Source organism: Leifsonia sp. PARNA 1/14 (assembly GCF_055720965.1).
Genome location: NZ_JBVQSP010000002.1, coordinates 196,278 through 215,182 on the forward strand (window position 1 = coordinate 196,278; position 18,905 = coordinate 215,182).

The 18,905-nt window shown below is 69.4% G+C and carries 21 protein-coding genes and 1 tRNA gene; 4 read left to right on the forward strand and 18 right to left on the reverse strand.

Going from position 1 to position 18,905, the window contains the following annotated elements:
• Positions 1–23: 23 nt before the first annotated feature.
• The 3 genes from AC0HS0_RS05905 to AC0HS0_RS05915 all read right to left on the reverse strand — a co-directional run bounded on the left by AC0HS0_RS05905 (position 24) and on the right by AC0HS0_RS05915 (position 1,063).
• Positions 24–485 carry an MSMEG_6728 family protein gene (locus AC0HS0_RS05905; protein WP_472962424.1) on the reverse strand — a complete coding sequence of 154 codons (462 nt, stop codon included), beginning with the start codon at positions 483–485 and terminating at the stop codon, positions 24–26.
• Between the two features lie 31 nt (positions 486–516).
• The gene (locus AC0HS0_RS05910; protein ID WP_472962425.1) at positions 517–837 is read right to left on the reverse strand and encodes a nuclear transport factor 2 family protein; all 321 of its coding nucleotides are present in this window, start codon (positions 835–837) and stop codon (positions 517–519) included.
• Positions 838–907: 70 nt separating this feature from the next.
• Positions 908–1,063 (reverse strand): hypothetical protein, encoded by a 156-nt coding sequence (locus tag AC0HS0_RS05915; protein WP_472962427.1) that lies wholly within the window; start codon positions 1,061–1,063, stop codon positions 908–910.
• Positions 1,064–1,447: 384 nt separating this feature from the next.
• On the opposite strand from AC0HS0_RS05915, the gene AC0HS0_RS05920 reads away from it, so the two are divergent.
• Positions 1,448–1,936: a hypothetical protein gene (locus AC0HS0_RS05920; protein WP_472962429.1), complete on the forward strand. Its 489-nt coding sequence runs from the start codon at positions 1,448–1,450 to the stop codon at positions 1,934–1,936.
• Here the strand turns inward: AC0HS0_RS05920 and AC0HS0_RS05925 are convergent.
• The 6 genes from AC0HS0_RS05925 to serS form a co-directional block, all read right to left on the reverse strand.
• A complete protein-coding gene (locus AC0HS0_RS05925; protein WP_472962430.1) occupies positions 1,933–2,073 on the reverse strand; it encodes a hypothetical protein in 141 nt (46 codons plus the stop codon). The two genes, AC0HS0_RS05920 and AC0HS0_RS05925, sit on opposite strands and share 4 nt — an antisense overlap.
• Positions 2,049–2,133, reverse strand: a tRNA-Ser gene (locus AC0HS0_RS05930). Before AC0HS0_RS05930 ends, AC0HS0_RS05925 begins: the two co-directional genes overlap by 25 nt.
• A 106-nt stretch (positions 2,134–2,239) precedes the next feature.
• Positions 2,240–3,484 carry an MFS transporter gene (locus tag AC0HS0_RS05935; protein WP_472962431.1) on the reverse strand — a complete coding sequence of 415 codons (1,245 nt, stop codon included), beginning with the start codon at positions 3,482–3,484 and terminating at the stop codon, positions 2,240–2,242.
• 190 nt (positions 3,485–3,674) lie between these two features.
• Positions 3,675–4,955, reverse strand: coding sequence for an LCP family protein (locus AC0HS0_RS05940; RefSeq protein ID WP_472962432.1), 1,281 nt, complete (start codon positions 4,953–4,955; stop codon positions 3,675–3,677).
• Between the two features lie 107 nt (positions 4,956–5,062).
• The gene (locus AC0HS0_RS05945) at positions 5,063–5,875 is read right to left on the reverse strand and encodes an HAD family hydrolase (RefSeq protein WP_472962434.1); all 813 of its coding nucleotides are present in this window, start codon (positions 5,873–5,875) and stop codon (positions 5,063–5,065) included.
• Positions 5,872–7,137: a serine--tRNA ligase gene (gene serS, locus AC0HS0_RS05950; RefSeq protein WP_472962435.1), complete on the reverse strand. Its 1,266-nt coding sequence runs from the start codon at positions 7,135–7,137 to the stop codon at positions 5,872–5,874. Before serS ends, AC0HS0_RS05945 begins: the two co-directional genes overlap by 4 nt.
• 55 nt (positions 7,138–7,192) lie before the next feature.
• Between serS and AC0HS0_RS05955 the strand changes: the two genes are divergently transcribed.
• On the forward strand, positions 7,193–8,179 hold the full coding sequence (locus AC0HS0_RS05955) for a diacylglycerol/lipid kinase family protein (protein WP_472962436.1): 987 nt from the start codon (positions 7,193–7,195) through the stop codon (positions 8,177–8,179).
• A gap of 22 nt (positions 8,180–8,201) precedes the next feature.
• Here the strand turns inward: AC0HS0_RS05955 and AC0HS0_RS05960 are convergent, their stop codons facing one another.
• The 5 genes from AC0HS0_RS05960 to pheA all read right to left on the reverse strand — a co-directional run bounded on the left by AC0HS0_RS05960 (position 8,202) and on the right by pheA (position 11,814).
• Positions 8,202–8,477: a hypothetical protein gene (locus AC0HS0_RS05960; RefSeq protein ID WP_472962438.1), complete on the reverse strand. Its 276-nt coding sequence runs from the start codon at positions 8,475–8,477 to the stop codon at positions 8,202–8,204.
• Positions 8,474–9,175, reverse strand: a complete 702-nt coding sequence (locus AC0HS0_RS05965; protein WP_472962439.1) for a DUF4190 domain-containing protein — start codon at positions 9,173–9,175, stop codon at positions 8,474–8,476. The genes AC0HS0_RS05960 and AC0HS0_RS05965 overlap by 4 nt, the downstream gene beginning before the upstream one ends.
• A 59-nt stretch (positions 9,176–9,234) precedes the next feature.
• A complete protein-coding gene (locus AC0HS0_RS05970; protein ID WP_472962441.1) occupies positions 9,235–10,047 on the reverse strand; it encodes an alpha/beta fold hydrolase in 813 nt (270 codons plus the stop codon).
• A 78-nt stretch (positions 10,048–10,125) separates the two neighbouring features.
• Positions 10,126–10,800 carry a hypothetical protein gene (locus AC0HS0_RS05975; RefSeq protein WP_472962442.1) on the reverse strand — a complete coding sequence of 225 codons (675 nt, stop codon included), beginning with the start codon at positions 10,798–10,800 and terminating at the stop codon, positions 10,126–10,128.
• Between the two features lie 21 nt (positions 10,801–10,821).
• Positions 10,822–11,814 carry a prephenate dehydratase gene (gene pheA / locus AC0HS0_RS05980; protein ID WP_472962444.1) on the reverse strand — a complete coding sequence of 331 codons (993 nt, stop codon included), beginning with the start codon at positions 11,812–11,814 and terminating at the stop codon, positions 10,822–10,824.
• Between the two features lie 89 nt (positions 11,815–11,903).
• On the opposite strand from pheA, the gene pgm reads away from it, so the two are divergent.
• On the forward strand, positions 11,904–13,523 hold the full coding sequence (gene pgm / locus AC0HS0_RS05985) for a phosphoglucomutase (alpha-D-glucose-1,6-bisphosphate-dependent) (protein WP_472962445.1): 1,620 nt from the start codon (positions 11,904–11,906) through the stop codon (positions 13,521–13,523).
• Between the two features lie 25 nt (positions 13,524–13,548).
• Here pgm and AC0HS0_RS05990 read toward each other — a convergent pair whose 3' ends face one another.
• From AC0HS0_RS05990 to AC0HS0_RS06005, 4 genes are all read right to left on the reverse strand, one after another.
• Complete coding sequence (locus AC0HS0_RS05990) at positions 13,549–14,025, reverse strand: universal stress protein (RefSeq protein ID WP_472962447.1); 477 nt, start codon at positions 14,023–14,025, stop codon at positions 13,549–13,551.
• Between the two features lie 115 nt (positions 14,026–14,140).
• Positions 14,141–15,283, reverse strand: a complete 1,143-nt coding sequence (locus AC0HS0_RS05995) for a PP2C family protein-serine/threonine phosphatase (protein WP_472962448.1) — start codon at positions 15,281–15,283, stop codon at positions 14,141–14,143.
• A gap of 64 nt (positions 15,284–15,347) precedes the next feature.
• A complete protein-coding gene (locus tag AC0HS0_RS06000; RefSeq protein WP_472962450.1) occupies positions 15,348–16,178 on the reverse strand; it encodes a M15 family metallopeptidase in 831 nt (276 codons plus the stop codon).
• Positions 16,179–16,260: 82 nt separating this feature from the next.
• On the reverse strand, positions 16,261–17,157 hold the full coding sequence (locus tag AC0HS0_RS06005) for an amidase domain-containing protein (RefSeq protein ID WP_472962451.1): 897 nt from the start codon (positions 17,155–17,157) through the stop codon (positions 16,261–16,263).
• 313 nt (positions 17,158–17,470) lie between these two features.
• Here AC0HS0_RS06005 and AC0HS0_RS06010 point away from each other — a divergent pair.
• Positions 17,471–18,905: MDR family MFS transporter (locus AC0HS0_RS06010; RefSeq protein WP_472962453.1), on the forward strand; the 1,435-nt coding region annotated here is incomplete at its 3' end.

An 18,905-nucleotide genomic window follows, 5' to 3' on the forward strand; every position in this document is an offset into this window, starting at 1 on the left:
GTTCCCATGCTGTGCGGCCCGCATCACGCCACCGGCGTACCGTCCGCCTCCCGTGTCGCCGCCGGCCAGACATATGCGAGGTCGTCCGGCACTCCGGGGAAAAGCGGACCGTAGAACACCGGGTCCTTGCGGATCAGATTCGACTGGTGGCTGCGATGGAATTCGGGATCGCCGATCCATGGCGGGACTTCGAGCTCGTCCTGGCGGAGCCCTGCGACCTCCGGAGCGAATGCGAGCACCTGCGGCCGCACGGTGTCGGCGTGCCCCCGCTCGATCCACGCGTCCGCCGACTCCAGCGCGTACTTCGTCAAGGCGGGCAGGTAGCCGCGCCACATCTTTGAGACGGGATGGTTGCGCCAGCCGTACCCCGGGACCGTGATCGCCCTCAAGACCTGCAGCGCTTCGACCCGCTGCTTGCCCATCCGCGGACGATCGAGCACGCGGACGCTCTGCGCGAAGGACGGAAACGGGAGGAAGGTCTGCACGCGGCACACGGTACGCGCGAGACAGCGCCGGTTACGGCGCGATCACCATGCGGGAGATGCGATCGCCGTCGACCTCGAAGCGGATCGGGCTGGTGCCGTTGAACCCGTTGCCCGTCACGGTGACCGTCACCACCCACTCGTCGCCCTCGCGCTCGACGCCGTCGACCACGAAGTGCGCCTGCTTGCCGATGTTGTCGCTCGCGTTCCACGACCGTGCGCCGTCGCGACCGCGGAAGACGCGGCCCCAGTCCTCCAGATGCGCATCGTCGGTGAACAGGGCGACGAACGCCTCGGTGTCGGCGCGGTTGGTGGTGTCGATGAAGGACTGGATGGGGGCGGGGAGATCGGTCATGGGTCGAGGATCGCATGCCGGCGCGGACGTATCCAGGGGCCGGCGGTCCCTGCCTCGGTGCGAGCAGGGCTTACGTCGTGAACGGTCGCTTCTCGTCGCAGAACGCGCACACCAGGTGCCCGTTCGTGTACTCCCAGAAGTGGGCGTGCGGGGCGTCGAAGAACCCGCAGCGGTCGGTGACGAGAGTCGAAGGCGGGTCGGCGGTGATGGTGTCTGTGGTCGGCATTTCGGGTCGGCTTTCTGCGGCGGACGTCGGCGCGTTTGGCGTCTTCGTTTCATGCGTTACATCGGCATCAGTATCCGGCGGGCCGCCGAGCGCCCGAAATACCTAGAACTGGTGGCGCCTGATGGAGGGGTACCGCGCTGAATCCACGATGCCCGGCCGCACCCGCCCTCGCTCGGTGGTGCGCAACGAATCCGAATAGTAAGCATTCCTCAGTTATGGCACCATCGTGTTATGTCAACCAGGGCGAAGACAAATAGCACAGCCCCCAGTTGGACGGGGCGCGGGCGTGACGGAGGTCACCCGATCGTGTCGTGGATTTCTCTAGCCCTGTCGATTCTCGCGGTTGGAGTGTCCTTTTGGACGGCCCAAGCCACCTGGGCTCAGGTGGATGTCGCACGTGAGGCGATTGCAGAGAATCTCAAGCTGAAAGGCGACATCGAGGTCTACGACGTGAAGACGGAAAAGTACACGGTCCTGAAGTCTGGCGAGCGCGCCCCGCTCGCCGGACCAGATCACCGCCTCTATGTGATCGTTACGGCGTCGAACATCGGAAAGGGGAGCGGAATCGTCACGGATCTCGGGGTCCGCGCCGGACAAAAGACGGCCCTTTCGATTCCTAACCCGAATTGCGATGACCCGGGCGCAACCAAAACGACTCCCTGCCCGCTGCCCGTGACACTCGCCTCTGGCGCTTCGAACAAGTTCTACCTGATGATTCCGGACACCAACCAGCAGGCCATGTCGTGCGCTGGAGTCACTCCTACGATTTCGGTCTACGTCGTTGACTCAGCAGGGCATCGAACGTCACTCGAGACCGGCGTGCACCCGCCCGAGCGCACTACCACGTGCGACACGGGAAGTGTCTCGCACTAGCGCCTGCCCAGCCCGACAGACGCATCGAACGCCGGCGCCGTGTCCATCGGATGCACCGTCGTCACCGCATGGACGACGGCGGTCGCGTCGTACGCGGGAAACGCCACGAGCGCGGAGGGCGTGGGATTCGAACCCACGAGACATTTCTGCCCACCAGTTTTCAAGACTGGCTCCATCGGCCGCTCGGACAGCCCTCCCGGCGCCGGCTTAGCGGCGCCGTTGCAGTCTACAGGCCAGCGGATTTGCGCCGAATGCGGCGATAGGCGCCGCCGAACGCCGCATTCGGCGCACATCTCGAACCACTCAGCGGGGGCGGCGACCGGTGATGATGACGTTCGCGATGCCGGCGGCGAGCACGACCAGTGCCGACACGAGCGGGGCGTACATCGCGACGTGGGTGCCGGCGCTCTGCGCGAGGGCGCCGACCAGCGCGGAGGACGCCGACTGGCCGACGATGACCGCCGAGCCGAGGATCGTCATGACGGTGGCCGAACGGCCCAGCGGGCTGCGCTCGGCGCCGAAGCTGTATTGCGTCACCAGCGTGGGGCCGACGCCGAAGCCGGCGATCAGCAGCACCAGAATCACCCCGGGAACCGTCGTCGCGAAGGGCAGCGCGAACGTCGACGCCACGAGGAGGCCGGCGAAGGTCAGCCAGCGCCAGCGCAGCGAGAACCGCAACGGGAACCATGCGACGCCCAGAGCGAGGGCCGCGGACCCGACGCCCATCACGCCGTAGACCAGTCCGGCCTGCTCCGGGTGGCCGAAGTCTGACAGGAACGACGTCAAGGCGGTGAGCATCGAGCCGAAGAACAGGCCCATGCCGAGCACGCCGACCGTGACGGCCGCCAGCCCGGGCCGGAACAGCTCGCGCGCGGGAGCCTGCCGCACCGGGAGGCCGTCGTCCGCCGTCGGGCGCGCGGCGCCGCTGCGGTGCAGCGCGAACGCCGACACGAACACGACCGTCAGCACAGCGGCGCCGATGATCGGCGCGGCCGGGTTCAGGGTCGTCGCGAGAAGGCCGACGATGAACGGCCCGAAGACGAACACGACCTCGTCGGCGGCCGACTCGTACGCCATCGTGCCGTTGAGCACGGCGGCGTGCCGGTCGCCGGGGAGCCGGCTCGCGATGATGCCCACGAGCCGGCTGCGCGACATCGGCGAGACCTGCGGAGCGGTCGCGCCGATCACGAACGCGACGATGAGGACGACGAAGTCGGGCGACGTGCTGAACGCGACCCACGCCATCGCCAGGAGCGCGACGCTGTTCGCGATCCCAGCCGTCAGCACGACGCCGCGCTGTCCGATCCGGTCGGCCGCGGCGCCGATCAGCGGGCCGAAGATCGCGGTGCCGACGCCGACCATCGCCGACGTGAGACCGCCGAGGGACAGCTCGCCACGCGCGGAGACCACGAGGGTCAGCACGCCGACGACCATCATGGCGTACGGGAGGCGCGCCAGCAGGGCGACGGGGAAGTACGAGAATCCGGCGGCGCGCAGCAAGGTGGTCGGCTGTTGCTGCGTGCCTTCGGAGGGGGACGTGCGCGTCATTCGTGAACTCGGGCCTTCTGTGTTCCGCGGCGGACCGCGGGCTTCAAGTGCCGCCTTGGTCCGCCGGGCGAGCCGGCGCGAGGTAGATACACGATGGGTCTACGTGGGAGGACGAACCTCCATTTACTTCAAGTCTGCACCCGGGCGGTCCATTCCCGCCAGGGTGCGGTCGAGCGCTCCCGGGCCTGCGTCAGTCCTGGTAGGGCTTCGAGCAGGTCACCTGCGCGGCCGTCTGACCGTGCACGTCCGACGGAAGCTCGACGGACGAGCCGTCCGTCGGCGCGGTGGTCGGGGAGGTAGGGGCGGTCGTCGAGCCGTCGGTCGGCGCCTGCGTGGCACCTGCGGCCGGAGCCTGCGCCGCCGGCGCGTTCGGGTCGGCCTCCGACCCCACGCCGGTGTCGCCGGTCAGCGTGACCGCCTTGTCGTCCTGGAGCGCCTGCATCAGGGTGTCGGCGGCGTCCTTGGTCGGCGCGACGCCGTCACCCTCGTAGTGGTTCGGGTACTGCACGAAGACGACCTTGGACACGTCGATGTTCTTGAGAGCCATGGCCATGGAGGCGATGGTCGTCGGGTTGTTGAGGCTCTCGGACAGCGAGATGTTGCTCGTCGCCGCCTTCGCGAGCCCGTAGACCTTGACCGGGTTGGCCAGGGTGTCCGCGCTCTTGATCGTGCGCACGAGCGCCGACAGGAAGACCTGCTGGTTGCTGATGCGGCCGAGGTCGGAGCCGTCGCCCACACCGTGGCGGGTGCGGAGGAACGCGAGCGCCTGCTGACCCTGGAGGGTGTTCTCGCCGGCCTTCACATCGAGGCCGGTGTAGGGGTCGGAGATGTCGCCCGCGACGCACACGGAGACGCCCCCCACGGCGTTCGACATCTCGATCACGCCGTCGAACTGGATGACGCCCGCGTAAGGGATGTCGAGACCGGTCAGCTTCTCGACCGTGAGGACGGTGCAGGCCAGACCGCCGTAGCTGAGGCTGTTGTTGATCTTCTGGCGGCTCATCGAGTCGAAGCTGCCGCCCTTGGGGTCGGGGCAGGACGGGATGGAGACGTACATGTCGCGGGGGAAGCTGACGACCGTGGCGTTCTTGTGGTCGGCCGAGACGTGCAGCAGCATCGTCACATCGTTGAGGTTCTCTTCGCGGTCGCCGTAGGCCGCGTTGCCGCCGCCGGAGTCGCTGCCGGCGAGGAGGACGTTGAAGGCGCCGTTCATCGCGCCGATACCCGGGGTGACGACCTTTCCCTTGGCGTCGACCAGCTTGACGGCCGGCTTGAGGCTGGTCGCGACATCGTAGGCCGCGTAGGCGGCGACGCCGGCCGTGCTGATGCCCGCGACGGCGAGAACGCCCGCGAGGAGGGCGGCGATGGTCTTGAACGGGTGGTGCCGCTTGAGGCGTCCGTGCCGGGCGACGGAGGGACCGGCAGACTTCTCGTGAGCTCGCGCCTGAGCGCGGGTGGGCATCTCGTCCATTCACTCCCTCTCGTCGGACGACGGCGAAGGCGGCGCCTGAGAAAGCGCACACCATCCACTAGTCTGACACAGCCCCCTGGCAATGCTCTGGACGGAGAAACCCCAGGTCAGAGGGAACGCAGGACGGCGGCCAGCCCGTCGTCGGCGACCGTGCCGGTGACCTCCGACGCCGCCGCCTTGACCTCGTCCGGAGCCTGTCCCATCGCCGCGCTGCGCCCCTCGGCGCCCGCCCACTGCAGCAGTTCGAGGTCGTTGCGGCCGTCGCCGACCGCCACCAGGCGGGAGGCCGGAATGTCGAGGGCGTGCCTCACGCGCTCCATCGCCGTGGCCTTGCTGACTCCGTCGGGCGAGATGTCGAGCCACGCCGTCCAGCCGATGGAGTAGCTGACCCGCTGCAGGCCCATCCGCTCGACGATCGCGAGGAACTCCTCCTCGTCGTGCTGCGGTGAGACGACGACGACACGCGTGGCGGGGTGCTCGCTGAGCTCGTCGAACCCGACCTGTTCGGCGTTGACCAGCTCCCAGTCGGTCATGCCCTCGGTGTAGCGGCGGAAGCCCGTCGGGTCCTCCACCATGAAGCTGCCGGACGGCAGGTGCGGGCGGATGGTGCGCAGCACCTCCGTTGGGTCGAACGTCTCGATGAACTCGCGGCGGTAACCGCCTTCGACGGTTTCGTCGCGCATCATCGTGAGGGCGCCATTGGCGCAGACCACGAACTTGCTGGTCAGACCGAACTTCTCATGGATCGGCCGCGCCGTCTCCCAGCTGCGGCCGGTCGCCAGCATGACCTCGTGGCCGGCTTCGCGCACGCGGGTCACGGCCTCCGTCACCGCGGCGCCGACGGACTCGTCCTCGTGGATCAGGGTGCCATCGACGTCGAGTGCGATCAGCAGGCGGTCGCTCTCGGCCACAGTGCTCACGACGCGACCGGCTCCAGCATCTCGAGGCCGCCCAGGTAGGGCCGCAACGACTCGGGAACCACGACCGACCCGTCGGCCCGTTGGTGGGTCTCGAGGATCGCGACCAGCCAGCGTGTGGTCGCGAGCGTCCCGTTCAGGGTCGCGACCGGCGCGGTCTTGCCGCTCTCGGTGCGGTACCGGATCTCGAGCCGCCGCGCCTGGAACGTCGTGCAGTTGGAGGTGGAGGTCAGCTCGCGGTAGCGGCCCTGCGTCGGGATCCACGCCTCCACGTCGTACTTGCGCGCAGCGCTCGACCCGAGGTCGCCCGCCGCGGTGTCGATGACGCGGTAGCTCAGCCCGAGGGCCTGCATCATCTCCTCCTGCCACGCGAGCAGCCGGGCGTGCTCGGCCTCTGCGTTCTCGGGCAGCGTGAAGACGAACATCTCCAGCTTGTTGAACTGGTGCACGCGGATGATGCCGCGCGTGTCCTTGCCCGCCGAGCCGGCCTCGCGCCGGTAGCACGTGGACCAGCCGGCGTAGCGCAGAGGCTCGGCGACGTCGAGGATCTCGTCGGCGTGATAGCCGGCGAGCGCGACCTCGCTCGTGCCGGTGAGGTAGAGGTCGTCGTTGCCCAGGTGGTAGACCTCGTCGGCATGCGAGCCGAGGAAGCCGGTGCCCTGCATGACCTCCGGTTTGACCAGCGTCGGCGTGATCATCGGCACGAAGCCGTTCGCGACGGCCTTGTCGAGGGCCATGTTCATGAGCGCGAGCTCGAGACGCGCGCCGACGCCGCGCAGGAACGAGAATCGCGCGCCGGACACCTTCGCACCGCGGGCCATGTCGATGGCGCCGAGCAGCTCGCCGAGCTCGAGGTGGTCGCGTGGCTCGAAGTCGAACTCCGGGACGCCGCCGACCTCCTTCAGCACGACGTAGTCGTCTTCACCGCCGCTCGGGACGCCCTCGACGATCGGGTTGCCGATGCGGCGCAGCACGGAGTCGAAGTGCGCCTCCGCGGTGTTGGCCGCCTGCTGCGCCTCCTTGACCCGGCCCGCGAGCTGCTGGGCCTGCGCGACGAGCACCTGCTTCTGGTCTTTGGGCGCCTGCGCGACCTGCTTGCCGAACGCGTTCTGCTCCGCGCGCAGCTCCTCGAAGGAGGTGATCGCGGCGCGGCGCTCGATGTCGGCCTGGAGGGCTTCGTCTACCAACTGCACGGAGTCGCCGCGCGCCTCCTGGGAACGTCGGACGACATCGGGATGCTCGCGCAGGAGGACGGGATCGATCACCGCCCCAGCTTATCGCCGTCGGGTGCTGCCCCTTCCCGTCAGGTAGCGTGATCCCGTGAGCGATCGGGAGGGGTCACGCGGCACGACGGTCGCCGTCGTGTACAACCCGGTCCGCGTCGACGTCCCGCGGGTCCGGGCGGCGGTGGAGGCCCGCGCCGCCGCCATCGGCGACATCGACCTGATCTGGTTGGCGACCACACCGGACGACGGGGGCCAGGGGCAGGTGCGCCAGGCCCTCGAGAGCGGCGCCGGGCTCGTGCTCGCGGCGGGAGGCGACGGCACGGTCCGCGCCGTCGCGGAGGCCCTGCGCGACCAGGAGGCCACGCTCGGCATCCTGCCCGGCGGCACCGGCAACCTCCTCGCCCGCAACATCGGCCTCCCCTACGGCAGCATCGAGGAGGCCTGCAGCGTCGCGTTCGACGGCGTCACCCGCCGCATCGACATCGGCGTGGCCACAGCGGAGCGCGAGGACGGCGAGCGCACCGAGCACGCGTTCCTCGTGATGGCGGGAATGGGCATCGACGCCCGAATGATCGCGACCGCGCGCCCGGAACTCAAGAAGCGGCTGGGCTGGGTCGCGTACGTCGAGTCGGCCTTCCGTGCGCTGCCGCGGTCGAAGAAAGTGCGCGTTCGGTTCCGGATCGACGGCGAGCGCGAGCGCACCGCGCACGTCAGCACGATCCTCTTCGCGAACTGCGGCACGCTGCCCGGCAATCTGGAGTTGATCCCCGACAGCGAGGTCGACGACGGCCTCCTCGACATCGCTGTGCTGCAGCCGGCGACCGTGTTCGGGTGGCTGGCGATCTGGCGCAAGATCACCTGGGAGAACCGGGTGCTGCGCAAGAGTGCGCTGGGCCGCAGGATCATCCGCTTCACGGACCGCGCGGGCCGCACGCAGCTGAGCTACCTGCGCGGCCGCGCGGTCACGGTGCGGCTGGACGAGCCGGAGCCGTTCGAGCTCGACGGCGACGGGTTCGGCGACGTCCTGAGGCTCGACCTGACGGTCGATCCGCAGGGATTGCGGGTGCGCGTGCCCCGCTGAGCGAGCGCACCGTCGAACGTCCCTACTGGTCGTATTCGTCCCCGAGCCGGTACCTGTCGTAGTCGGTTCGATCGACGTGGATGGTCCAGGAGCGGCGGCCGTAGATCAGGTCGAGCTGCCAGTCGTCTCCGTCGTGGTGCTTACCGACGACAGTCGTACCTCCGGGATCCCCGGCCGGCTGATGCGTCACGACGGCGAAGACGACCGCTGCCAGGTAGACGACGAGCGCGGTGCCGCCGATGATTCTGCCCGTGCGTATTTTGAACCATCGCCGGCGCGGATGATCGACGCCGGTCATCGGCAGGACGTGGTGAGTTCCAGGAGATCGCGCGATGTCGTGGTGATCGCGTTGACGACGGGCAGCGGGTCTTTCTGCGCATCATCCGCCGCCTGGTAATCGACGAACGCGGTGTTGAGCTTGGCGAGGTCCATCTGCTCGGAGTTGATGCGATAAGACAGCGTCGAGTCGGTGACGTCGGACGTGGTGTCCTCGAAGGCGGTCGTCGCGTCGACGACCGCCTGATGCGCGGTCTCCGGGTCGTCCGCCCAGGAGGACGCGGCGATGTCGGTGAGCGCCGTCGACAGTGCGAGCGACGCGTTCTCGACCGTCGTGCAGTCGGCCGCTGTCGGCGCATCCGCCGTCGTGTCGCTCCACGAGGTCGCGGAGTGCGTCACGCCGGTGATCACGACCGCGACCACGGCGCCCACCGTCCACAAGAACACGAACCCGAACTGCACGTAGCCGATGATCGTCCCCGCGAGCGCCAGGCCGCGGCCCTTCTCGCCCGTCCGCTTGATCTGACCGAGCGCGATGTGTCCGCAGATGATCCCGACGAGGCCGACGAAGAAGGAACCGACCAATGCCACGATCGCCAGCACGTTCGTCGTCGGCTCGGGTGCGTAGAGCGGCATCCCCGGCTCGTAGCGGGCCCAGGGCGGTGGAGGCGGAGGCGTCGGCGGGTAGGCGGCGGGAGGCTGGTTCGGGTCTGAGGCCATAGGCCTCTCATTGTGGAGGCGACGCGCACGGTTTCCGCGCATCCTCCCCGGCCCGTCGACTACGCGAAGAATGCCCGCAGCTCCGCCGCCACCCGTTCCGGGGCGCTCTCGTCGGGCGCGTTGTGGTCGGCGCCGTCGAGGGAGACCCGGCGTGCGCCGGGGATGACCGTGCTCAGCGGGCCGAGAGCGTCCGTCAGATACGCCGGCGACCGGGTGCCGGCGAGCAGGAGGGTCGGCGCCGCGATGCTGCCGTAGGCCGTGCCGTCGCCGTCGGCTCGGGCGACCTCGTCGAGCTCGGCGGGCGTCGTCGGCATCAGGTCGCGCATCTCACCGCGGCGACCGACCATCAGCGCCGAGAGCGCCCAGCACACCGGATACGGCGTCCAGGCGAACGGGAGCAGCCGGGTCCGGTGGAGGAACAGCGCCATCGCGCGCACGTGCTTCCCCCTCCCGAGCAGCTCGCGGAAGCGCCCTCGGAACGAGAGGTCGAACGATCCGCCGATCGACACACCCGGCTCATAGGCGGCGAGGCGCTCGATGCCCGGGCCGGAGCGCGCCGCGGCGAGTGCGACGAGGCCGCCGTAGCTGTGACCGAAGACGTCGGTCGCACCGACGGCACGTGCGACCGCGGCGAGGTCCTCGACCTCCCGCTCGAGCGAGTAGTCGGGCCCCTGGGGTCCGCTCGCACCGCGCCCCCGGCGCTCGATCACGGTCACCGCGAACCCGTCGGCGAGCGCAGCGGCCAGCCGGTCGTAGTCGTGGGCCATGCGGTTGTTGCCCGGCACGACGAGGAGGGGGAGGCCGCCGCCGGTCATGCGGTAGCCGATGGTCGTGCCGTCGCGGGAGGTGACGGTACCCGTCGAGGTCATCATGCGATCGATGATCGCGGCGGCGGCTTTCACGGCGCTTACACGGCGCTTACAGCGCCGACACGGCGTGCGGCGACGGCGCTAACGCAGCGAGTCGCCGTCCTCGCCGGAGCGTCCGTCGACGGAGTCCTCGCTGTACGCGACGGTCCGCGGACGCCTCCCCGCCAGAGCTGTGAGGAACAGCAACGCCACGAGCGTCGCGAGCCCGATCGTGATCATCGGGCCGGCGAGCATCCAGCCGAGCTGCGAGATCACGAGCGAACCGACATCGGTCGACGGGGTCGACCCGGTGTACGAGAGGCTCACCGACACCGAGTAGAGCACGATGCCCAGCACGACCAGCCCGCCGCCGACGATCCAGAGGGCCAGGATGAGCGGGTTGCGCCTCGGGGAGAGGTCGAGCCGGTCGAGGAGGCTCGGCGCCGGCACGGCGTAGGCGCGCACGACCTCGGGGCGGTCGGCCACCTGGTCGACCGCAGCGGGAGTGGCAGCAGCTCCGGAAGGGGCGTCCAGGGCACCAGGGGCGATGCGTGGCAGAGCCGTCGGATTCACCCTGAGCGCTGCGGCCTCCACGGGCGGGACATCGTCCTCGCGGCGCTCGGGCTCGACGTCCGCAACCGCCCTCGACGGGGGCGCCGTGCGCATCTGCGTGCGCGGCCGCTCCCCCGGCTGCGGCCGGTAGCCGCGCTGGAACTGCGGGTCGTAGCGGGGATCGATGCCGCGCGCGGCGTCCTTCTGCTCGTCGTCCACGATCATCCCGACCTCCTGCTGCGCAGCTTACCCGTGGGAGGGCGAACCGGCACCGGCGTCATCGACGAGCGTTTCCAGCCACGCGCGCGCCTCGGTGAAGACCTCGTCGCGGTAGCGCTGGTCGAAGTCGACGTGCATGCCGTCGGCTCTCGGGTACGACCCCAAGAAGATCACGGACGGGCTGAACCGGCGCAGGCCGAGGAGGGCGTCGGCGACGCGCTCGTCGTGAACGTGACCGTCGGCGTCGATGACGAACCGGTAGCGGCCGAGGGCGTCGCCGATCGGGCGGGACTCGATGAGGCTGAGGTTGATGCCGCGCGTGGAGAACTGCTCCAGGAGGTCGAGGAGCGATCCGGGGCGGTCGTCGGGCAGCTCGGCGATCAGGCTGGTCTTGTCGGCCCCTGTCGGCGCCGGCACGCTGCGGGAGGTGCTCACCAGCACGAAGCGCGTCACGGCGTTCGGGTTGTCGCCGATGTTCTCGGCGAGCACGGTCACGTCGTGGTGGTCGACGATCCCCGGCGGGGCGATGGCGGCGTCGGCGGTGCTGCCCTCGAACAGCGACGCGGCGGCGGCCACGTTGCTGGAGGCGGGGAGGTGGCCGTGCGCCGGGAGGTGGGAGTCGAGCCACTGGTGGCACTGCGCGTACGCGACGGGGTGCGCGTTGATCGTGCGGACGTCGTCGAGCGTGGTGCCGGGCCGTGCGACCAGCACGAAGTTGACCGGAACCAGATACTCGCCGATGATCCGGAGGCCGGGGATGGTGGCCAGCGCGTCCTGGGCGACCGAGACGCCGCCCTCGATCGAGTTCTCGATGGCGATCATCGCCGCCACGCTGCGCCCTGCGACGACGTCGGCGAGCGCCTCCCCCACGTTGTTGACCGCGCGCCAGTTCTTGCCCCGCGCCTCCGGCACCTGGGCGAGCGCGGCCTCCGTGAACGTGCCGGACGGCCCCAGGAAGCTGTAGACCTCGTCGACGGAGGCGGGCAGCTCGGCGGTGGGGTCGGCGGGAGCGCTGGACATGGCCCCTAGCTTATAGAGGGGCACCGGCCCACCGACGCGGTGGGGTGCGCACTCTCGCCCCGTAGTCACCGCCGTGGAAGAGTAGTCGCATGGACGAACGAGCAGGCACCCCCGCGCAGCCCTCCGACCTCATCGACGTCGACGCCCTGCGGCGCGCGTACTACGAGCTGAAGCCCGACGTGAGCATCCCGGAGCAGCGGGTGGTGTTCGGCACCTCCGGCCACCGCGGCTCGTCGCTGAACACGGCGTTCAACGAGGACCACATCGCGGCCACCACGCAGGCGATCGTGGAGTACCGCAACGCGCAGGGCATCACCGGTCCGCTCTTCATCGGAGCCGACACCCACCTGCTCAGCGAGTTCGCGACGACCACGGCGCTCGCGGTGCTGGTCGCGAACGAGGTGCGGGTGCTCGTCGACGAGTTCGACGACTGGGTGCCCACGCCTGCGGTGTCCCACGCGATCATCGCCTACAACAAGGCCGGTCACCCCGACCAGGCCGACGGCATCGTCGTGACGCCGAGCCACAACCCGCCTGCCGATGGAGGCTTCAAGTACAACCCGCCGCACGGCGGCCCGGCCGACACCGACGCCACCAGCTGGATCGCGAAGCGCGCGAACGAGATCATCGCCGACGGGATGCGCGACGTGCGGATGGCGGAGCCGAGCGGTGTCGAGACCTACGACTTCCGCGGCAACTATGTCGCCGATCTGAAGAACATCATCGACGTGGAGGCCATCAAGAAGAGCGGCATCCGCATCGGCGCAGACCCGCTGGGCGGGGCGAGCGTCAACTACTGGCAGGCGATCGCCGACACCTACGGACTCGACCTCACCGTCGTGAACCCGGAGGTCGACCCGGCCTGGGGCTTCATGACCCTCGACTGGGACGGCAAGATCCGCATGGACCCGTCGAGCCCGTCGGCGATGGCGTCGGTCGTCGCCCGCAGCGGCGAGTTCGACATCCTCACGGGCAACGACGCCGACGCCGACCGGCACGGCATCGTCACGCCGGACGGTGGCCTCATGAACCCGAACCACTACCTCGCGGTGGCGATCGACTACCTGTTCCGCACGCGCACCGGCTGGCGTGAGGACGCGGCGGTCGGCAAGACCCTGGTGTCGTCCTCCATCATCGACCGCGTCGCGGAGTCGATCGGGCGCCGGCTGTGGGAGGTCCCGGTGGGATTCAAGTGGTTCGTGCCCGGCCTCATCGACGGTTCGGTCGGCTTCGGCGGCGAGGAGAGCGCGGGGGCGAGCTTCCTGCGCTTCGACGGCTCGGCCTGGACGACCGACAAAGACGGCATCCTTCTCGCGCTGCTCGCGAGCGAGATCCGCGCCGTCACGGGCAAGTCGCCCTCACAGCTGTACCGCGAGCTCACCGAGCGCTTCGGCGACCCGGTCTACCAGCGCGTGGACGCCCCGGCGAGCCCGGAGCAGAAGGCGGCGCTGAGCAAGCTCGACGGCGACGCGATCACCGCGACCGAGCTCGCCGGCGAGCCGATCACGGCGAAGCTGAGCCGCGCGCCCGGCAACGACGCCGCACTCGGCGGTGTCAAGGTGGAGACCGCGAACGCCTGGTTCGCGGCCCGCCCGAGTGGCACAGAGAACGTCTACAAGATCTACGCCGAGTCGTTCGCGGGCGAGGACGACCTCCGCCAGGTGCAGGAGGAGGCCAAGCGCATCGTGGGCGACGCCCTCGGCGCCTGACGCGCGCGCACTCAGCCGATCGGCGTCAGTCTGCCGGGGTGTCCGTGCCTCGGATGATGAGCACGGGGCAGTGGGCGCGCTCGGCGATCGAGCGCGAGACCGACCCGAGCAGGAGGCCGGCGAAGCCGCCGCGCCCGCGGTTGCCGACGATCACCAGGTCAGCGGTCTTCGTCGCCTCGATGAGCACGAACGCCGGCGACCCGTGCACGATCTCCGGCGAGTACCACGAGGGCAGCGCGTCGCCGAAGACCTGCTGCGCGGTCTCGGCCGCGATCTCGTGCGCGTCCTGCTCCGGCGACCAGTCGGCACCCACGTACCCGTGCCAGGCGTCCGGGTAGCTCCAGGCGGTGATGCCGGCGAGGGTCGCGCCGTAGCGTTCGGCGATCCCGGCCCCGCGCCGCAGGGCCTCGACGGAGGATTCGGAACCGTCGACGCCGACGATGACACGGCCTCCGGATCGGACCAGGCCTTCGGACGTCGCCGCCCCGTTCTCATCGGTCATGGCACTCGCTCCTCACGTTCTCGCGCGCGGCCGAGCACCGTGCGCCCGCGTGCAGCCTGGCACTCCCTCCCGGTCGCGTCTAGGTCCGGAGGCCGGCCTCCTCGCAGCGCGACCGTCAGGAATCGCGGCGCACGACGATCGCCAGCGCCTCGCTGAGCGGAGCCGCGGCCCGCACCGCGCTCACAATGCGCGACACGGCGCCGGCCGGCGTCGCCGAGCCGCGCACGATCGCCTCCGCGCGCAGCAGACCGTGCTCGCCACCGAGCGCGTCCAACGCGCCGTCGCTCAGGCAGAGCAGCGCGTCGCCCGTGTCGAGCTGCACGCTACGCACGACGCGCTCCGCGCTGGACTTGCCCAGCGGAAGACCGGGTTCGAGCCGCTGCACCCCGCCCGCGCCCTCCACCACGAAGGCCAGACCGTGCCCGGCGTCGACGTACTCGACCGCGCCGGACGGCGCGACGCGCGCGTGGAAGGCCGTAGCGAGGACGCCCAGCCTCCCGAGGTCGTCCTCGAGATTGTCGGAGACGGTCTCGATCGCGCGCTCCACGCCCGCGTAGGGAGTGGCACTTCGCAGCGCCGAGCGCACGGAGGCCGCGACGATCGCCGCGGGCATCCCGCGGCCGACGACGTCGCCGACCGTCACACAGAAGCCGTCGCCGTCGTCGTACCAGTCGTAGAAGTCGCCCGAGACGGCCGCGCCCGCCTCGCAGGCGGCGGCGATCTCGAAACCCCGCGCCGCGGGCTTCCGACGCGGAAGCAGCGCGGTCTGCACCACGGCGACTCCGTCGCTCTCCGCATCCCTGTCGAGCTCGGCCTGCACCCAGTCCGCCAGGTCGCGCAGCAGCTGGAGCTGCTCCGCGTCGAGCGTGTGCGGCTCGGTGTCGAGCACGCAGAGGGTACCGACCGGCTCGCCGCCCGGCGCGTGCAGCGGCTCCCCGGCGTAGAACCGGAGGTGCGGGTCGCCGACCACGAACGGATTCTCGCGGAACCGGTCGTCGGCCGAGGCGTCGTCGATGATCAGGGCGGCGTCCTGCGCGGCAGTGAGATCGCAGAACGCGCTCTCGCGCGGAGCCTCCGTGGTCAGCCCCCGATGGGACTTGCGCCACTGCCGTTCACCGTCGAGCAGCGTGATGCTCACCATCGGAACATCGAAGAACCGCTGCGCAAGCCGAGTGATGCGGTCGAACCGGTCCTCGGGCGCGGTGTCGAGGATCTCGAGCGCGACGAGCGCCTCCTGCCGGCGTTCCTCGGTGATCATCCCACCACTGTACGGAGCGGCCACGCGGCACCGCTGTCCTCATTTTGAGGTACTCGCGGCGCAGCTAGTGGTAGTCGGTCCCCCCGGGCACCTCGAAGAACTGCTCGAGTGTGGGCCTGCCCATGGCCTGGAGCTCGGTCGCCAGCGGTACGCCGACATAGCGAAAGTGCCAGGGCTCGAACGTGAAGCCGGTCACCGCGACCCCGGTGACCGGGTAACGGAGGATGAAGCCGAAGCGCCAGGCGCTGGCGCTGAGCCAGGCACCCTGCGGCGTGTTCGCGAAGCACGCGTCGATCGAGCATTTCGCGGGCACGGCGCTGATATCGACCGCGAGCCCGGTCTGGTGCTCGCTGTGGCCGGGACGCGCGGTGTCGGTGTCGGCGTACGCCTGGCCGTGACGCGCTACGTCGTCGTCGTACACGCTGGTCTGCGACTCGAAGGAGCGGTACGCACTCTGAACGGAGAAGTCCAGGCCGGCCTCCGCCTTGCCTGCCGCGAACATCGCGACGAGGGCCTCCGCCACTTCGGGCCGCATCGGCTGGCGGTTGACGTAGGTCACGTCGGGGTAGACGAGGGAGGGCGGGGTGTAGTCGATCGGGTTCAGCGGCCGGACCTTGTTGACGACGACCCAGATGCTGTTCGGGTCGTCGATCGAGTGAGCGGTCTTGTCGAACCCGACAGCGGCCGGGGTCGGAGTCGTCGTGGGCAGAGCGCGCGGGGTGTGGGTGGCGTGCGGCTTCGGCGGATGCGACGGTCGCCGGTGCGATGCGGGCGCCGAGCCGGTGCAGGCCGAGACCGCGAGCAGCACGATGAGCGCGGCCGCCACCACGACGCCACGCCGGCGCGCCGGCGCGCGCCCGTTGCCTCCCGCTCTGCGGGAACCCCCCAGGATCACGCGAAGAGCATAGCCTCCCGCGGAGGCCGTTCCGTGCAGACGGCCAGGGGCGCACCGGCGCGAACCGGGCGCCGGCTGGAGGCTACTTCGACAGGCTCCAGAAGTGACCGATCGCGCCCGGGTGCTCGACGGTGATGGTGTGGTCGAGGTCGCGGTAGTCGTTGTCCTCGTTGTGGCCGGCCATCTGGATGGTGATCTTGCCGTTCTCGTTGTGCACGCCGGTGACGATCTGCACGTGGTCGAGCGAGTCGTTGTCGTTCCAGTCGAACATCACGATGTCGCCGAGCTTGATCTTGTCGCGCTGGTCGAACGAGTACTCGGTGAGCCCGAGCTTGGCGGCGTTCTCGCGGAAGTAGGCGTCCATCGCGGGCACGTAGCCCCAGGCCGGGCTCCAGTCGGCGGCGGCGTCGTGGTTGTACCAGTCGGAGTTCATCTGCCAGCCGCGGGCGATCAGCGTCTGACTGACGAAGTTCGCGCAGTCGCCGCCGACCGGGTTGAGGTCGCCGTATTGCGCGGTGTTGTAGTTGTTCCAGTGCGCCATCGCGTAGGCGAGCTGCTGGTCGACCGGCGAGGCGACCTGGTAGGTGTACGTCTTGCCGTCGGTCGCGACCGCTTTGCCCGCGGAGTCGGTGACGGCGACGGGAACGGCTCCTGCCGCGAAGTTCTGTGCCGCGGGAACGGTGACGACGACCTTGTCGGAGGTGGCCTGCGTGATCGCGGCGGCCTGGCCGCCCACCTGCACCGACGCGACCTTCTCGAGGTTGACGCCGGTGATCGTCACCGTTCCGCCGGACACGCTTCCCGTCGCGGGCTGGATGGCCGACACTGTCGCGTCCTTGGGCTGGGCGACGGGAGCGGCGCCCGCCATGACCTTCGTGACGGGTGACGGCTCGCCCGCGCATCCGGTGAAGAGGAGTGCGGCGGCAGCAGCGACTGCGGCTAGAGGGAGCAGGCGGCGGGAACGGCTGAGAGAACTCATACGACCTTTGGTGATGATTCGGAGGATGTTCGGGTCGGCGTCTTCAACGGTACGCCTGCCACCTATGCGACACCTGGACGGGGGTCATTCCGGGGGTGAAGATCCCCTGGATAGCTCCACGAAACCGCGGGATCGCGCCCAAGTCACCCGGGCGTTCGCCCATGGCGAACGGCGCGCCGAGGGCGTAGTCTCGCGTTGCCGAAAGACTCGCACTGGGTGTAACTTTGCACTCTCCGCAAAATTCTTTGCCCCACACCGGTGTGACGTTCCGAGTGACGGGCGTCCCCTCATACGACTCTCGACACGGAGACAGATGTCCAGTCAGACCAGCGCGGCGGTGTCCGCACCCAAACCGATCATGACGCATCGCCAGATCCTCCTGGTGATCTTCGGCCTCATGGCCGGCATGTTCCTCTCGGCCCTCGACCAGACGATCGTGGGTACCGCCATCCGCACCATCGGCGACGACCTGCACGGGCTGAGCCAGCAGGCGTGGGTCACCACGGCCTACCTGATCCTCTCGACGATCTCGACCCCGATCTACGGCAAGCTCTCCGACATCTTCGGACGCCGACCGCTGTTCATCATCGCAATCGTCATCTTCATCATCGGCTCCGTCCTCGCGTCGTTCTCGACCTCCATGCTCGAACTCGCCGCATTCCGTGCCATCCAGGGCCTCGGCGCCGGTGGTCTGATGTCGATGCCGCTCGCGATCATGGGCGACATGCTCGCCCCGCGTGAGCGAGCCAAATACCAGGGCTACTTCCTGGCCGTCTTCGGTATCTCCAGCCTCATCGGCCCGCTGATCGGCGGCCTCTTCGCCGGAGCGGACGAGATCCTCTGGATCCCGGGCTGGCGCTGGGTCTTCCTCATCAACGTGCCGATCGGTATCGCCGCCCTCTTCATGGTCATGCGCTTCCTGCACCTGCCGAAGCACGACAGGGGCTCCGCGCGCATCGACTGGTGGGGCGCCGCGGGCGTCATCGTCGCCCTGGTGCCGTTGCTCCTCGTGGCCGAGCAGGGCCGCGAGTGGGGCTGGGGCAGCGCCGGTTCGATCGCGTGCTACGTGATCGGCGTGATCGGCATCATCGCCTTCATCCTCATCGAGCGTGCGATGAAGGACGACGCGCTCATCCCGCTGAAGCTCTTCCGCTCCAGCACCTTCTCGATGGCGACCGTCATCGGCGTGCTCGTCGGCTTCGGCATGTTCGGCGCGATGCTGACCCTGCCGCTCTACCTGCAGATCGTGCTCGGCGCGACCCCGACCGAGTCGGGCCTCCAGCTGCTGCCGATGATCCTCGGCCTAATGATCTCCTCCATCGCATCCGGCCAGATCATCGCCCGCACGGGTCACTACCGCCAGTTCCCGATCATCGGAACGGCGATGCTCGCCGGTGGCTTCTTCTATCTGACCTTCATCAAGGTGGGCGACTCGTACTGGTTCATCGCCGGCGCGATGCTGCTCATCGGTCTGGGGCTCGGCCAACTGATGCAGACGCTGACGATCGCCAGCCAGAACTCGGTCGGCCTGCGCGACATGGGTGTGGCGACCTCGGCCTCCACGTTCTTCCGCCAGATCGGTGGAACGCTCGGCACGGCGGTGCTGCTCTCGCTCCTGTTCACGGTGTTCCCGACGAACATCCAGAATGCGCTCGGAGACAAGGCGACGCTGACGAGTGCCCTGGACGCCGCTCTCACTCCCTCGGTGGCGACCGCTCCCGAGAACAAGCAGATCATGGACCAGATAT

Excerpts from the sequence above, each read along its gene's own strand:
- AC0HS0_RS05910 (WP_472962425.1), bottom strand. The coding sequence starts at position 837 with ATGACCGATCTCCCCGCCCCCATCCAGTCCTTCATCGACACCACCAAC.
- AC0HS0_RS05965 (WP_472962439.1), bottom strand. The coding sequence starts at position 9,175 with ATGGCCTCAGACCCGAACCAGCCTCCCGCCGCCTACCCGCCGACGCCT.
- AC0HS0_RS05990 (WP_472962447.1), bottom strand. The coding sequence starts at position 14,025 with ATGACCGATGAGAACGGGGCGGCGACGTCCGAAGGCCTGGTCCGATCC.
- AC0HS0_RS05960 (WP_472962438.1), bottom strand. The coding sequence starts at position 8,477 with ATGACCGGCGTCGATCATCCGCGCCGGCGATGGTTCAAAATACGCACG.
- AC0HS0_RS05970 (WP_472962441.1), bottom strand. The coding sequence starts at position 10,047 with ATGATGACCTCGACGGGTACCGTCACCTCCCGCGACGGCACGACCATC.
- AC0HS0_RS05940 (WP_472962432.1), bottom strand. The coding sequence starts at position 4,955 with ATGGACGAGATGCCCACCCGCGCTCAGGCGCGAGCTCACGAGAAGTCT.
- AC0HS0_RS05995 (WP_472962448.1), bottom strand. The coding sequence starts at position 15,283 with ATGATCACCGAGGAACGCCGGCAGGAGGCGCTCGTCGCGCTCGAGATC.
- AC0HS0_RS05915 (WP_472962427.1), bottom strand. The coding sequence starts at position 1,063 with ATGCCGACCACAGACACCATCACCGCCGACCCGCCTTCGACTCTCGTC.
- pgm (WP_472962445.1), top strand. The coding sequence starts at position 11,904 with ATGGACGAACGAGCAGGCACCCCCGCGCAGCCCTCCGACCTCATCGAC.
- AC0HS0_RS05935 (WP_472962431.1), bottom strand. The coding sequence starts at position 3,484 with ATGACGCGCACGTCCCCCTCCGAAGGCACGCAGCAACAGCCGACCACC.
- pheA (WP_472962444.1), bottom strand. The coding sequence starts at position 11,814 with ATGTCCAGCGCTCCCGCCGACCCCACCGCCGAGCTGCCCGCCTCCGTC.
- AC0HS0_RS05975 (WP_472962442.1), bottom strand. The coding sequence starts at position 10,800 with ATGATCGTGGACGACGAGCAGAAGGACGCCGCGCGCGGCATCGATCCC.
- AC0HS0_RS06005 (WP_472962451.1), bottom strand. The coding sequence starts at position 17,157 with ATGAGTTCTCTCAGCCGTTCCCGCCGCCTGCTCCCTCTAGCCGCAGTC.